The organism is Pontibacter saemangeumensis (genome assembly GCF_039541895.1).
Classification (GTDB): Bacteria; Bacteroidota; Bacteroidia; order Cytophagales; family Hymenobacteraceae; genus Pontibacter; species Pontibacter saemangeumensis.
Genome location: NZ_BAABHC010000016.1, coordinates 484,297 through 497,683 on the forward strand (window position 1 = coordinate 484,297; position 13,387 = coordinate 497,683).

At 56.3% G+C, this 13,387-nt stretch carries 11 protein-coding genes; 4 read left to right on the forward strand and 7 right to left on the reverse strand.

Annotation, left to right across the window (positions count from 1 at the left end):
* Nucleotides 1-173: 173 nt before the first annotated feature.
* The 6 genes from ABD920_RS16075 to ABD920_RS16100 all read right to left on the reverse strand — a co-directional run bounded on the left by ABD920_RS16075 (nucleotide 174) and on the right by ABD920_RS16100 (nucleotide 5,875).
* Nucleotides 174-1,625, reverse strand: coding sequence for a hypothetical protein (locus ABD920_RS16075; RefSeq protein ID WP_345160479.1), 1,452 nt, complete (start codon nucleotides 1,623-1,625; stop codon nucleotides 174-176).
* Between the two features lie 2 nt (nucleotides 1,626-1,627).
* Entirely contained in the window at nucleotides 1,628-2,041 is a 414-nt protein-coding gene (locus ABD920_RS16080) for a hypothetical protein (protein WP_345160480.1), read from the reverse strand.
* A 5-nt stretch (nucleotides 2,042-2,046) separates the two neighbouring features.
* On the reverse strand, nucleotides 2,047-3,402 hold the full coding sequence (locus tag ABD920_RS16085) for a hypothetical protein (RefSeq protein WP_345160482.1): 1,356 nt from the start codon (nucleotides 3,400-3,402) through the stop codon (nucleotides 2,047-2,049).
* 817 nt (nucleotides 3,403-4,219) lie between these two features.
* Entirely contained in the window at nucleotides 4,220-4,420 is a 201-nt protein-coding gene (locus tag ABD920_RS16090; RefSeq protein WP_345160483.1) for a hypothetical protein, read from the reverse strand.
* 119 nt (nucleotides 4,421-4,539) lie between these two features.
* On the reverse strand, nucleotides 4,540-4,953 hold the full coding sequence (locus ABD920_RS16095) for a VOC family protein (protein ID WP_345160484.1): 414 nt from the start codon (nucleotides 4,951-4,953) through the stop codon (nucleotides 4,540-4,542).
* 1 nt (nucleotide 4,954) lies between these two features.
* Entirely contained in the window at nucleotides 4,955-5,875 is a 921-nt protein-coding gene (locus ABD920_RS16100) for a 2-hydroxyacid dehydrogenase (protein ID WP_345160486.1), read from the reverse strand.
* 276 nt (nucleotides 5,876-6,151) lie between these two features.
* On the opposite strand from ABD920_RS16100, the gene msrB reads away from it, so the two are divergent.
* On the forward strand, nucleotides 6,152-6,604 hold the full coding sequence (gene msrB, locus ABD920_RS16105; RefSeq protein WP_345160488.1) for a peptide-methionine (R)-S-oxide reductase MsrB: 453 nt from the start codon (nucleotides 6,152-6,154) through the stop codon (nucleotides 6,602-6,604).
* Between the two features lie 122 nt (nucleotides 6,605-6,726).
* Complete coding sequence (locus tag ABD920_RS16110; RefSeq protein ID WP_345160489.1) at nucleotides 6,727-8,292, forward strand: protein adenylyltransferase SelO; 1,566 nt, start codon at nucleotides 6,727-6,729, stop codon at nucleotides 8,290-8,292.
* 197 nt (nucleotides 8,293-8,489) lie between these two features.
* Here the strand turns inward: ABD920_RS16110 and ABD920_RS16115 are convergent, their stop codons facing one another.
* Entirely contained in the window at nucleotides 8,490-9,362 is an 873-nt protein-coding gene (locus ABD920_RS16115) for an aldo/keto reductase (protein WP_345160491.1), read from the reverse strand.
* Nucleotides 9,363-9,561: 199 nt separating this feature from the next.
* Between ABD920_RS16115 and ABD920_RS16120 the strand changes: the two genes are divergently transcribed.
* Both ABD920_RS16120 and hrpB read left to right on the forward strand, forming a co-directional pair.
* Nucleotides 9,562-10,584: an LLM class flavin-dependent oxidoreductase gene (locus tag ABD920_RS16120; RefSeq protein ID WP_345160493.1), complete on the forward strand. Its 1,023-nt coding sequence runs from the start codon at nucleotides 9,562-9,564 to the stop codon at nucleotides 10,582-10,584.
* 242 nt (nucleotides 10,585-10,826) lie between these two features.
* Entirely contained in the window at nucleotides 10,827-13,373 is a 2,547-nt protein-coding gene (hrpB, locus tag ABD920_RS16125) for an ATP-dependent helicase HrpB (RefSeq protein ID WP_345160494.1), read from the forward strand.
* The last annotated feature ends 14 nt before the right edge of the window (nucleotides 13,374-13,387 follow it).

Sequence of the window (13,387 nt, forward strand, 5' to 3'; positions counted from 1 at the left end):
CAAGTGGCGGGACGCCACTGGATAACTCACACTCGCGGGACGCGAGCGAAGGCTATCTAAATAAAATTTTGCTATTTCGGATTACAAATCCTGATAACAGCAGCTTCCGGATTGCAAATCCGGAAGAGCAGTAGGCTCCCCCTCCTGTTTTTAGGGGGGCTGGGGGGAGGTCCTTAACTATACTTCAGCTTATCCTCCACCAAGGTATCCGTTGCTTTTTCGAAGGCTTTGATGGTGGCTTTGAAAGCGTCGCGGTCGGAAATGGATTCGGAGGCACGGTTGAGTTCCTTTACAAAAGAGCCCTGGTGAATGCCCTTGTTCAAAAAACCGGTCTCAATGTGTTTGTCCGAAACCATGCGGTTGAAGTCCGTTTCGCTCAGGTTAAGGGCGTCGAAAGTCCTTTCCTTGCGGCTTAGCTCGCGCAGCCACGACTGGTATCCGAACTCCGGGTTTGCCAGGAATTTGTTCAGCTCCTTAAAAACCGGCTCGTTCCGGATAGCACCCGTCAGGTCCACGCCTTTGGCATATGCCGCCTGTGCGTCGCCTGGCAGGTGCGTGGTATAGTAGCGCTCAAAGTAATGGAAGCGGATGAGTTGCTTGGCAATGCGGTCCCTTGTTTCGCTGTCAAGGTGCTGGAACTGCACATTGCTCACATCTTCGCGCAGGCCGTACTCGTGGAAAGTCTCGTTCCCGGAGAGCTCGTCGTCCGAGTAATCCATAAAGTCCACAATGGCGAGGGCACTCAGTAACTCGACTAAATGCGCGTCATTTCTTTGGCTCGCTCGGCCCGGGTTGTTCTCCATCGGCTTGTCCGGCGTGTCGCCCATATAGTAGACCGCATTCACACCGTTCAGGTGGTTCTGGTAATAGGAAAGCGCGTCTTTTGCCTTGGTGGTGAAGGTGTTGGAGTCGATAAAGTCAGCTTCTACGCCGGCGGCGGGCTGCTCCAGCGAAAAGTACGGCAGCACCACCATGGCACCTGTCAGCGCAGCGTTCAGGCTGGCGGCATTGGGCAAACCGGTACGTGAATCCTTGAAATTCTTCAGCAGCAGCGGGAATCCGGCAGCGCCTGTCCCACCGAAGATCGAGCTCACGAAGAAGATTCTGTCCCCTGACTGAAAGTTAGAGGCAAAGAAGCGCATTTCCGGTGAATCGATGATCTCGTTCAAAACCACACTGCCCACGTTCGGACTACCGCGGAAGCCCACATCCAGGCTATTGTTCAGGTTTTCAGGGGTGAACAACAGATCAATCAGCGCCTGGCTCTCCACGTCGAGCTGGTTATAGCCCACATGGTCTTTAAACGGCTTGTTGATCCCGCCGAAATCATATACAAAACTGTCGCGAATCTTCGCGGTACCATCGCCGGCGATGCTGGAGAGCGTGCTGATGTCGGTGTGGAAGAAACCCTCTTCGCGGCGGCCCAGCGCGTCGTGGATGTGCTTGTATGTTTTGAGCAGCTCCACCGTGCGGTTCATGTCGCCGTTCTGGGTATCGGGGTCAATGATGATCGGCACTATTTTATCACAGCTCTGAATCTTGACACCTGCCGCCATCAGCATGACCAATGAGCGGATCACACGGGAGCCGGTGCCACCTATTCCGAATACAAAAAGTTTTGCCATAGTTATTTTTTATTAGGCCATTTCATAGGAGTAGTCCATGCCTGCACGGATCCCCTTTTAAGCAGTAAAGAGAAAACGAAGAAAAGTATCAGGCTGTATATAACGTTCACAAAAGCGAACATATAGGTGTAAGAATGAGTCTCGATGTCGTTGCCGCTCACCTGTGCGATCGGGATGATGAAGGCGATGACCGCGTTCAGGACCAGGAATATCACCCAGTGGCGTGGCTTGTACAGGCCTGTGCTCATCATGCGGTTGAGCACATAGTAATATACCAGCACCATCGCCAGTGTGATGATGAACAGCATCAGCCCGGTGTTCGGGAACACGACTTCGCGGTAATCGTTGGTGAAGTTTGCAGGGATGGGCCGGCCTAAAACCAGTTCGTAGAGTCCTGAAAAAAACTGTTGTATCATATGGTTTAGTCTGCTTTGTTGAATTGGATGGTTGAGTTGAAAACAAAGTCGCCCTGGTCGCGGTAAAGTGCCTGAACCCCATCCGCTATTTTATCGAGCTGGTACGTTTTTTTCGGCTCCGCTGCCGGGTTGTTGTCGTTGTCAGTAGCCCAGGCGTTGATCCAGGTCGGGAACACCTGCGGCAACTGCACTGCGATAGAACCGGAATTCGCTGTTAGCTGCGGCACCTGCACCCGCACGAAATGGCTGTACTTTGCCAGGTCCGGCGTTGCTTTTATATTCTCATCGGCCGCCTTAACTGAGACCAGACGCGCCCTGCTGCCGTTGCCGGCCACTTTCAGGTTGCGCTCCAGGTACGCCTCATCCTGCATCGACAGCGGCAGTCCGCTCAGGTCCAGCCCGATGGTGAACTCCACCGGTTCCTCTTTTTCCGGTTGCAGGTTCACGGAGGTGCAGGGGTCCGCGTTGCGGCTGCTGCAGTACACGACACCGGCCGGCCTGAACTCCTTTTCTTTCAATAAAGCGGAATACGGCACCGATTTGTATTCAAACCCGAAATAGGCCTGCTGCGGCGGCAGGTTGCGCAGCACCTTGTTTGTCACCACCTGCACTTCCTCCTGCTTCCCGATCACCCATATATAATAGGGGATCTCCTCGCCGTTCAGGGTCCTTCTCACCTCCGGCTTTTTCACAGCGGGGTGATAGGTCCCGAAAAATCCCGACGTGTTGCCAAGGATGGCAATGGCTAAATCCTGGTGCTCGGCCTCCCGCAGGCTGCTCCTGATATCCGCGTCCAGCGAGATGAACTGCCCCTGGTCGCTCGGGCCGTGTATGAAATCAGAGACGATCACGCTTACCGCCCCCTGGTCAAGGGACTTCTGCAGTGCCGCCTTTAGCATGGCCGGGAGCGGTGTTCCCCGCACATCATCCTTTATACCACTAACGATATAGCTTTTCATGGTATTGTAGGAAACACTATCCAGCACAGGGCGGCTCTGGGCGTCTTCCTTGGCCAGGTAAAAACCTTTCTCAGCCACGTAGCGCCCGTCCTGTACTTCCGATAGCAGCTTCAGCAGATTTTGCTGGAAGCCCGTCGCTTCTTTCCCGGCGGCGGCCGTGGGCATGAATCCTTTCATGCCGTTCGATATCTCCAGGTACACATTCACATCTACCTTTTCGGGTGCCGCAGCGGGGGTTTTGGTGGCGGGCGTTGGGGCAACGCGCTCTTCCTCCTGTGCAGGCGCCGTGGTGGTTGGGTCCGTTTCATCTCCTTCGCTTTGCCTGGTGTAGCAACCGGAGAGGGTGAGCGCCGTGCAAAACAGCAGCACGTACAGGTTACGCGTATATTTCGTGACAGGCATGCATGTTTGGTTCATTAGCTGTTTCGCCATTACTCTGAAAACAGGATTAAGGTTATATAGTATTTTTATGATGAAGGCTCCGGGAGGTTCTATTCTATATAGCCTGCGCACCAGAACCACTCCCGCCCCCTCTTTGTAACAGACCATTGTTTCGCATTTGCAGGATTTATATATATAAAAATCACTATCCGATTCCTGCACAACGTACCGAGGGGGCAAATATTACTTCTACCTGGCACTGCTTTTCATCCCTTGGCAGCCTGCTACAGCTATCTGAAGCTGCACATGCCCGTTATTCCCCAGCATTACAGCCACCACCTTCCGGTCAGGGTTCATATCCAAATATAAGCAATTCATTCGGACCTGCCTCGCTTACTCAGAAGCTCCTGCACTCGCCGGGCATGCTTTGCGATTGTGCAGGATGGGGGCCCGCATAAGGCAAGTCTACCGGATCAACCGAATCTCACGCTTGGGGGCCATAGTGCCGGCTTGGTAAGGCTATATAGAGCGCAAGCTGTGCAGTCTTAAGCGATAGTGCGAGACCGGGTGGCGGCGGAAATCCAAATTGAAAGCGCACCACGCTTCGCGCCGCATGATTGAAAGGATGGCTTTGCGAACCGTGATAAGAAGTGAGAAACCGATGCTTGTCAGTTATATATAAGTCATAAAGGAGCAGGCAGACTGGCGTCTTGCGTTCGTGCGCTGAAACCTATTTTGCTTCCGGAATTGCAAAAGTCTATCGATCAGGCACAAAAAAGCGCTGTGACAGGGATTAACCCGCCATCACAGCGCCAGGGATCAACTCGCGAATCCGACCCTACTCCTTTTGCCTGTTGAGATACAGGCCATATACAAGGAGCCCGGCCGCTGCCGCGAATACCAGGTATTGCTTATTTTTGTTGGAGAGGCCGTTGTAAAAATCCATTCCGTACTTGCCGGGGTTTTTCATCAGGGCTTCTATTTCGGAAGGGTCCTTCAGGATATTTACCAGCGATTTAGGTGATGTCGAGTTTGTCATAGTGCTTTTTGCTTTAAGTGAGCGTACGTTTATCAAAGCATATAAGATATTCTTTACGCCCAAAACCTGAAAAAGGAACGCTCCCTAACCTGATACAGGGTGCAAAAAAGCTTGTTATCTCAGGTTGTATAGATATCGGCTTTGTCTCTGAAGGCTTTGAACTCGATCGGGTTGCCGCTCAGATCCAGCACGAACATCGTCAGTTGCTCTCCCTTTTCCCCGGCGTAACGGGTCTGCGGCTCCACAATAAACGTGATGCTGTGCTCGAGCAACCGTTCCTGAATCTGCCTAAACTGCTCCTGCTCCAGGATGCACCCTAAATGCGGGATCGGCACACGCACCCCATCCACCTGGCCGCAGTAGTCGGCTGCGGGGATATCGGCACTCACATGCGCCGAGAGCTGGTGGCCGAAAAAATCAAAATCCACCCAGGTGGCTGTGCTTCTTCCTTCGGTGCAGCCCAGCATATCCACGTAGAACCTTCGGGTAGAGGCAATGTCTTTTACTTTGAATGCGTAGTGGAACGGGTTCATGTCAGTAACCTTTCTGGCGTGAAACAACATTGATCAACGGCTCGTTGCGCTGCAGCCTGTCGTAGTTGTCAAGTATCTGTGGAACAACGGTTTCAGGGTCTGTGACGCTGGCGATGTGCGGGGTGATATGGATGCGGGGATGGCGCCAGAAAGGGTGACCCGCCGGCAGCGGCTCTTCCCTGAAAACATCCAGGCTTGCGCCTGACAGGTGCCCGGCATCCAGCATATAGAGCAGATCCTCGTCCACAAGGTGCTCGCCCCGCGCCACATTAATGACATAGGCGCCCTTTGGCAGCTTCCCGAACGTGCCCCTGTTCAGGATACCCGCCGTTTCCTTTGTGAGCGGGAGCAAACAGATCAGAATATCGGATTGTGCTAAAAAGGCGCTGAGCTCTCCCTCTCCTGCATATACCTTGATGCCCTCCATTGGCTTTGCCGCCGTCGCCCATCCGTTCACCCTGAAACCGGTCTGTCTCAGCACGCGGGCAACATGGGCGCCTAACACGCCCATTCCCATCACCCCAACTGTCACGTCTTCCGCTCTTTTATATGCCTTGCGGCGCCATATATGCTGCCGCTGCTGAGCTTCATATTCACTCAAGCCGCGAACGTGTTGCAGCACAAGGCCGAGCGTGAAGGCGGCCATATCGTTGGTGAGGTTCTCGTCCGTCACCTTGGTGATGACAGCATCCTCCGGCAGATCCGGGTCTTTCATGATATGGTCTACGCCTGCGCCCATCGACGCAATGCATTTCAGGTTCCTGAATTCCCTGAACGCCCCAAGGGGGTGATTCCAGGCCAGCGCAAACGTGACATCGTCATAGTTCCCCCCGTCGGGGTATACCCTTATTTCCAGCGCAGGTCGCCTTTCCTGAAGTGCTTTCACCCAAGGGGCTATCTCTTTCCGCTGGGTTATGATCATAATGGACATAATGTTTTAACTTGTGACAATGGTACAAAATATAAGCTCCTACACAAAATTAGCACGGGCCGCAGATCGCTCTGGCTTTGCAAAGGTTGCAGTCCCCACGCGGGCCACCCCCTTCTTCTGTAACGGAGAAACAGCCAATGCGGTAAGCAACTTCGTTCGCGCCGGCGCATCCTGAATCCCCGTTGCGCCGGATCTCAGTTGCTGAACCTATCGCCTGGCTGCCTTGTTTTACACTGTAAAATCACAAGGTGGCCTTATATATGATATATGATGCGCTGGATTGATGTGTTGATATATGCCCGGTACAGCAACCCGGAACCCTGTAAACGGGTGGAGAAAACGGAAGAAGCGTGGCAACGGCAGCTAACGCCGGACCAGTACCACGTAATGCGGCAAAAGGGAACGGAGCGGGCCTACCGGAATGCCTATTGCCGCGCCTACGATCCGGGCCTATATGCCTGTGCGGGTTGCGGAAGCATCCTGTTCAGCTCAGCGGAAAAATACCATGCCATCTCCGGCTGGCCCAGCTTTACGCAGCCCATCTCGAAAAGCGCTGTAAAGTACGCCTTCGACGACAGCCATCAGATGCAAAGGATAGAGGCGCTCTGCAATGTGTGCGACTGCCATTTGGGCCACGTGTTCAACGACGGTCCCGCGCCGGGCGGGCTGCGGTACTGCATCAACTCGGCCAGCCTTTCCAAACTGGACAGCCCGGTTTAACTGGGTATCCAGGCATAGATTATATATAGCCATCGTTATAGCCGTATTAGTAGAGCACGGGCAAAGCAGCGTCGCAGGGTGGCGCTATTTGCCTGACATAATCATTCGATAAGCAGACCCATATGCAGAACCTCAGTACGATAAAATATGCAAAAGACTTTGTGAGCACCTTTGACGGCGATGAGAGCGGTGAGCTTCGACCGCGCCAGACGCCGGGTGCTTTATATAGCAAGGCCGCCCCTACCCCGGTCAAAAGCCCGACGCTACTGGCTTGGTCTGAGGCGCTCGCCCATGAGCTGGGGATTCAGAGACCAAAAACACAGGAGGAGGTTGATCTTCTCGGCGGGAATAACGTGACCGCTTCCATGTACCCATATGCAGCCTGTTACGCCGGGCACCAGTTCGGGAACTGGGCGGGCCAGTTGGGCGACGGCCGCGCCATTACGCTGGGCGAGCTGAAAACGACGGCTGGCAAAACCTGGGAGCTGCAGCTGAAGGGCGCAGGTCCTACACCTTATTCCCGCAGGGCCGACGGCAGAGCGGTGCTGCGTTCTTCGGTGAGGGAGTACCTGATGAGCGAGTCCATGCATTACCTGGGTGTCCCTACCACCCGGGCACTGAGCCTCGTGGCTACCGGCGATCAGGTGCTGCGGGATATGTTTTACAACGGAAACGCCGCGCACGAACCCGGGGCCATCGTGATGCGGGTAGCCCCAAGCTTCCTGCGGTTCGGTAATTTTGAATTACTTGCAGCCAGAAAAGAGGCCGACAACCTGCGAAAGCTCACCGACTGGACCATTGACCGTTTTTACCCGCACATTCAGGGCGAAGGCGATGCGAAAATACTGGCCTGGTTCCGGGAGGTGGTGGAGCGGACGGCAAGCCTGATGGTGGACTGGCTGCGGGTTGGATTTGTGCACGGCGTAATGAACACTGATAACATGTCGATCCTCGGGCTCACCATCGATTACGGCCCTTACTCCTTCCTAGACGACTACGACCCTGATTTCACGCCCAACACCACCGACCTGCCGGTGCGGAGGTACGCGTTCGGCAAGCAGCATTCCATCGCCTACTGGAACCTGGGGTGCCTGGCAAGCGCCATCGCGCCCCTGTTGCCCGACACGGTTCAGTTGGTAGCGGAGTTGGAGGCATACCGGGACATCTTTTACCCAAAATACTTTGCCATGATGGGGGACAAGCTGGGTTTGGATGAGGTGAAACCTGAAGACACCGAACTGATCACACAGCTCGAGGAAACCCTGGCCGCCTTGAAGCCGGATATGACCATCTTCTACCAACTGCTCATCGACCTCCCGCTCTCGTTAGCGGATGAGAAGGCGGTAGTGAAGTATTTTGAGCCCAGCCTATATGGAGTTCCCGGTGAAGCTGAAAGCAGAGCCCTCCATAATCTGATCCAAACATATATAGCCCGGGTAAAAGAAAACTCCTGTAGCCGGGCGGAATCCCAGGTGCGCATGCGGCAGAACAACCCGCGCTTTATCCTGCGGAACTACCTGCTGCACCAGGCAATTGAGGAACTGGAACACGGTGAGGACACCCTTTTTGTGAAGCTCCAGCAGGCGATCCAAAATCCTTATTCAAGGGAGTTTGATGAATTCTTTGCCAAACGGCCCGACTGGGCGAGCCAAAAGGCAGGTTGCTCCATGCTTTCCTGCAGCTCGTAGTTTTCAAGCGCTTGCTATAAACTTCCCCGTCTAACGTTCGGCTGGTCCGGGTTATATAACAGGAAAATCCCTGACCTTTTCCTGAGACTGCCATTCCCGATGTGGGGCTGGGCAGTCACTGGGAGAGGTTCAGGGATATATAAAATTCCGGGCAAATCAGGAGTCTACAGCTGCATTGGCTGTCCCGGCTTTACGGTTTAACCTGCCACCTCCACGGACCTGATCCCGTTCAAGGTTTTCATATCCTCGTCAGTCAGTCGTATGGAGGCGGCTTTGTAATTCTCCTCGAGGTGTTTCACTTTGGAGGTGCCCGGTATCAGCAGGATGTTGGGCGCATGGTGCAGCAGCCAGCTAAGTGCCACCTGGTGCGCCGTGGCATGGTGCCGCTGCCCCACCTGCTGCAGCTTTTCGATGGCGCCCACATTGCCCGCATTGATCGGGTTCCAGGGAATAAAGGCCATGTCCTGCTCCTGGCAGAAGGCCAGTTCATCTTCCCACTTCCTGAAGTCCACACTGTACTTGTTCTGCACCGACACCACCCTGAAATATTTCTGCGCCTTCTTGATCTGGTCTACCGTCACCTCGGAGAGGCCGATATGCTTCACCAGCCCCTTTTCCTGCACCCGCTGCAGGAATTCGAGTGTTTTCTCGTAGGGCACCTCCGGGTCCACGCGGTGCAGTTGGTAGAGGTCTATCCGGTCGAGTTTCAGGCGCTTCAGGCTTCCTTCCAGCGCTTTCTGCAGGTAATCCGGATCGGCGTTGATGGGCCACACATTTGGTCCGGTGCGGGTGAGGCCGCCCTTGGTAGCGATCACGAGGTCCTTTGGGTAAGGGTATAATGCTTCAGCGATCAGCTCTTCCGAAACATGCGGCCCGTAGCTGTCGGCCGTGTCAATAAAATTTATCCCTAATTCCAGCGTTCTCTTCAGCACCCGGATCGCCTCTTCCCGGTCCTTTGGCGGGCCCCAAATGCCTTCGCCGGTGATCCGCATCGCCCCAAAACCCATCCTGTTAACTTTCAGGTCGCCGCCGATGGTATATGTTTTCTCGTATGTTGTTGCATCTGCCATAAAATAAGTAGTTTTCGGTGTTATAAGATCAATTGTCTCTGTTTGTACGGCGGCACATCCGGCTTGTTAAGAAACCATTGTGCCGTTTTGGAGTTGATAAGGAGATAGCAGCGCGGGTGTGGGCCTCTTTTGCAGCCCCACGGCCTGCTGTAAGTTTTATGGATTTCATAAAAATTAACAACCACAATCAGTATTTAGAATGAGTAGTGCAACAAAGAACCTATCCGATATACGCATCTCCGTCCTGGACCTTGTACCCATTTTAAGCGGCAAGACCCCGGCTGACTCCTTCAAAAACGCCCTGGACCTAGCCCGGCACGTAGAGCAATGGGGCTATGAGCGCTACTGGATGGCCGAGCACCACAACATGCCCGGCATCGCCAGCTCTGCCACCTCCGTTTTGATAGGGTATATAGCCGGCGGCACCTCCACCATCCGGGTGGGATCGGGCGGGATTATGCTGCCCAACCACGCCCCGCTCGTGGTGGCGGAGCAGTTCGGCACCCTCGAGACGCTGTACCCGGGCAGGATTGACCTTGGGCTGGGCCGCGCCCCGGGCACCGACCAGGTAACGGCTATGGCCCTGCGCCGCGACCTGCGGGGAGCGGGGGAAGATTTCCCTGAGAATGTGGCGGAACTCCAGAGTTATTTCGCCCCGAGAGACGCATCAGCACGCGTGCGGGCCGTGCCGGGCGAAGGGCTGGATATCCCGATCTGGCTGCTTGGCTCCAGCACCTTCAGCGCCCAGTTGGCTGGCATACTCGGGATGCCCTTTGCCTTCGCCAGCCACTTCGCCCCGAGCCTGCTGCACACGGCCCTCAAAGTGTACCGCGACCATTTCCAGCCATCCGAATACCTGCAGGAGCCCTATGCCTTGGCGGGCATCAACATAGTGGCCGCAGACACAGACGAAGAAGCGCAACGCCTGGCCACCTCTCTTTATATGTCGTTTCTCAACGTGATCCGCGGGAAGGCTACCCCCATGAAGCCACCCATCGAAAGCATGGAGGGACAGTGGGACGGCTCTGAAAAATACGCAGTGCAGCAAATGCTTCGCTACACGTTCATCGGCTCCCCGAATACCCTGCAAGCGGAGCTGCAGACTTTTGTGGACGAGACGCAGGTGGACGAAGTGATGGTTGCCTCCGGTATATATGACCACGCGGCACGGTTGCACTCCTATGAGATTCTGGCTGAGATAGCTGGTAAGAAAAAGCAGTAACCTCTGTTAAGTTGGATATATAACCAGGATTGTTATCGGAAGCATGAAGTGTGATTTCTCGCCTTCCGCCAAAGAAGAGAGATCAGGTTAGAAACATCGGTAAACAGCACCCATCAGGACAGAATCCCTTCTATATAAAGCCCTTTCACTCTAATATTGAAGTGAAAGGGTTTTATACATATATAGCCACTCCACCTCCCGCCGCCTGACTTTTCCAAAAAAATTCGGAACTTTGAGGAGCTATGCCATTTCCTGATCTATTTCCTGACTTACCCGATCTGCCCGTTAAAGAAGCGCTTCCACGGCTCATGGCTGCTTTCGACGCGAACGCCAAGGCTGTGCTGGAAGCGCCCCCCGGTGCCGGCAAAACCACGCTCGTGCCGCTGGCAATGCTGGGGGCCGGCTGGCGGAACGGGGGAAAGATCCTGGTGCTGGAGCCACGGCGGCTGGCGGCCAGGGCCGCGGCGCAACGCATGTCTGACCTGCTGGGCGAGGAGGTGGGGCAAACTGTGGGGTATTGGGTGCGGATGGAGCACGTGGTGTCGGGGAAAACGCGGATTGAGGTGGTGACGGAAGGCATTCTGACCCGCCTGCTGCAGGACGACCCCGCCCTGGAGGGCGTTGCCGCTCTTATATTTGACGAGTTTCATGAGCGGAGCCTGCAGGCTGACCTGGGGCTCGCGCTGGCGCTGGACGCTCAGGCGGTTTTGCGGCCCGACCTGCGCCTGTTGGTGATGAGCGCCACGCTGGATGCCAGTACGGTGGGCAACTGGCTGCAGGCGCCGGTTATCCGGAGCGAGGGCCGGCAGTTTGCGGTGGAGACGCATTACCTAACACCCGCAGAAGCAGCCGGTGCCGGCAAGTGGCCGGCAGAACGGCTGGCGAACCTGGTGCCGGGGGCCATCCGGCAGGCCATGGCAAAGGACACGGAAGGCGATGTGCTTGTATTTTTGCCGGGGATGGGCGAGATGCGCAAAGTAGCGCAGCGGCTGGAGGGCAAACTGCCTGCTGCCACTGATCTCCACCTCCTACACGGCGACCTGACGCTCAGCAGGCAATTGGCCGCCATCCAACCGGCCCCGGCAGGAAGACGGAAAGTAGTGCTCGCCACCAGCATCGCCGAGACAAGCTTAACCATAGAAGGCGTGAAAATAGTGATAGACGGCGGCTATGCCCGGGCACCGCGGTTTGTGCCCCGCACCGGTCTCACCACGCTCGTCACCTCCGCTGTTTCGAAGGCCGCTGCCGACCAGCGCCGGGGACGTGCCGGGCGCTTAGGGCCAGGCGTTTGTTACCGGCTGTGGTCTTCGGCCGACCAGTTGCAACTCCCCGAGCGGCAGGTGCCGGAAATAAGGGAGGCAGATCTCACCGGCCTGGCCCTGGAACTGGCTTTATGGGGAGTTAAAGACGCGGCCGCCCTGCAATGGCTGGACATGCCGCCAGCCGCTGCGCTTACCCTGGCCCTGGAACTGCTATACCGCCTGGAGGCCATCGACAGCACCGGGAACGCCACGCGACACGGCAAAGCGCTGGCTGCACTGGGGCTCTCGCCCCGGCTGGGCCACCTCGTGATGCGTGGTCATGAGTTGGGCTTCGGGGCTACTGCCTGCGCCCTGGCCTCGCTGCTGTCGGAGCGCGACATCCTGAAGCCGGTGCAACAGGCCTACAGCGAACCGTTGCCGGACCTGCCCCTGCGCCTGGAACTGCTGGCCGGCCGCCGCATGCAGACACCCGGTTTTGTGCCGGATGAGAACGCGCTGCGCCGTGTCCGGGAACAAAGCCAGAACCTGCGACAGCGCCTGCGCGAAGCAGGCGGGCCCCAAAGTCCGGAAGCCGCCGGTATCCTGACTGCGCTCGCCTACCCCGACCGGCTGGCGCAACGTGAATCGTCGGGGCGGGTGCGGCTGGTAACGGGCCAACGGGCCAGCCTGGCAACAGAGCTTTACGGCGAAGCAGACTTTTATGCAGTGGCGCACCTGGAGACCGGCAAACAACCGCGCGTGATGCTTGCCGCCCCCATCGCTAAAGATGACATCCTGCTCCACTTTCACGATCAGTTAGAAGAGGTGCAGGAGGTGCGCTGGGATGCCTCCTCGGAGCGCGTTGTTTCCCGGCAGATTACCCGGCTGGGGGCCTTAGTCTTGGAGGAGACAACACAGCATAAGCCTGACCCGACACAGGCGGCGGAGGTTCTGCTGCGGGCTTTGCAGGAGAGAGGAATTGAACGGCTACCCTGGCAGATAGAGGCCCTGCGCACCCGTGAGCGGCTGGCGTTTCTGCACCACCTGCAGCCAGGCCAATGGCCGGACGTGTCGGATGAGGCGCTGGCGACTACCATGCCTATATGGCTGGGCCCGCACCTGTCGGGGCTGCGTTCGCTGGAACAGGTGTCAAAGCTGGATTTCAGCGAACTGCTGCTGACTGAACTTGCCTGGGAAAAAAGGCAGGAGATGGAGCGGCTGGCCCCGACGCACCTGCAGGTGCCCAGTGGCTCCCGCATAGCGCTGGATTATTCGGATGAAACAACGCCCGTGCTGGCCGTGCGGCTGCAGGAGGTATTCGGTCTGCTGGACACACCCAGCATCGGTGGCGGCAAAGTGCCCTTGCTCCTCCACCTGCTCTCCCCGGCTTCCCGGCCGGTACAGGTAACCCGCGACTTAAGGAGTTTCTGGAGCTCAGGTTATTTTGAGGTACGAAAGGATTTGCGCGGGCGCTACCCGAAGCACCACTGGCCAGAGGATCCGCTCTCTGCACTGCCCACCCGGGGCACGAAGAAACGGCCACAATAAAAAAATGGCTGGTG

Excerpts from the sequence above, each read along its gene's own strand:
- hrpB (WP_345160494.1), top strand. The coding sequence starts at position 10,827 with ATGCCATTTCCTGATCTATTTCCTGACTTACCCGATCTGCCCGTTAAA.
- ABD920_RS16085 (WP_345160482.1), bottom strand. The coding sequence starts at position 3,402 with ATGCCTGTCACGAAATATACGCGTAACCTGTACGTGCTGCTGTTTTGC.
- ABD920_RS16100 (WP_345160486.1), bottom strand. The coding sequence starts at position 5,875 with ATGATCATAACCCAGCGGAAAGAGATAGCCCCTTGGGTGAAAGCACTT.
- ABD920_RS16115 (WP_345160491.1), bottom strand. The coding sequence starts at position 9,362 with ATGGCAGATGCAACAACATACGAGAAAACATATACCATCGGCGGCGAC.
- ABD920_RS16120 (WP_345160493.1), top strand. The coding sequence starts at position 9,562 with ATGAGTAGTGCAACAAAGAACCTATCCGATATACGCATCTCCGTCCTG.
- ABD920_RS16080 (WP_345160480.1), bottom strand. The coding sequence starts at position 2,041 with ATGATACAACAGTTTTTTTCAGGACTCTACGAACTGGTTTTAGGCCGG.
- msrB (WP_345160488.1), top strand. The coding sequence starts at position 6,152 with ATGATGCGCTGGATTGATGTGTTGATATATGCCCGGTACAGCAACCCG.
- ABD920_RS16090 (WP_345160483.1), bottom strand. The coding sequence starts at position 4,420 with ATGACAAACTCGACATCACCTAAATCGCTGGTAAATATCCTGAAGGAC.
- ABD920_RS16110 (WP_345160489.1), top strand. The coding sequence starts at position 6,727 with ATGCAGAACCTCAGTACGATAAAATATGCAAAAGACTTTGTGAGCACC.
- ABD920_RS16075 (WP_345160479.1), bottom strand. The coding sequence starts at position 1,625 with ATGGCAAAACTTTTTGTATTCGGAATAGGTGGCACCGGCTCCCGTGTG.
- ABD920_RS16095 (WP_345160484.1), bottom strand. The coding sequence starts at position 4,953 with ATGAACCCGTTCCACTACGCATTCAAAGTAAAAGACATTGCCTCTACC.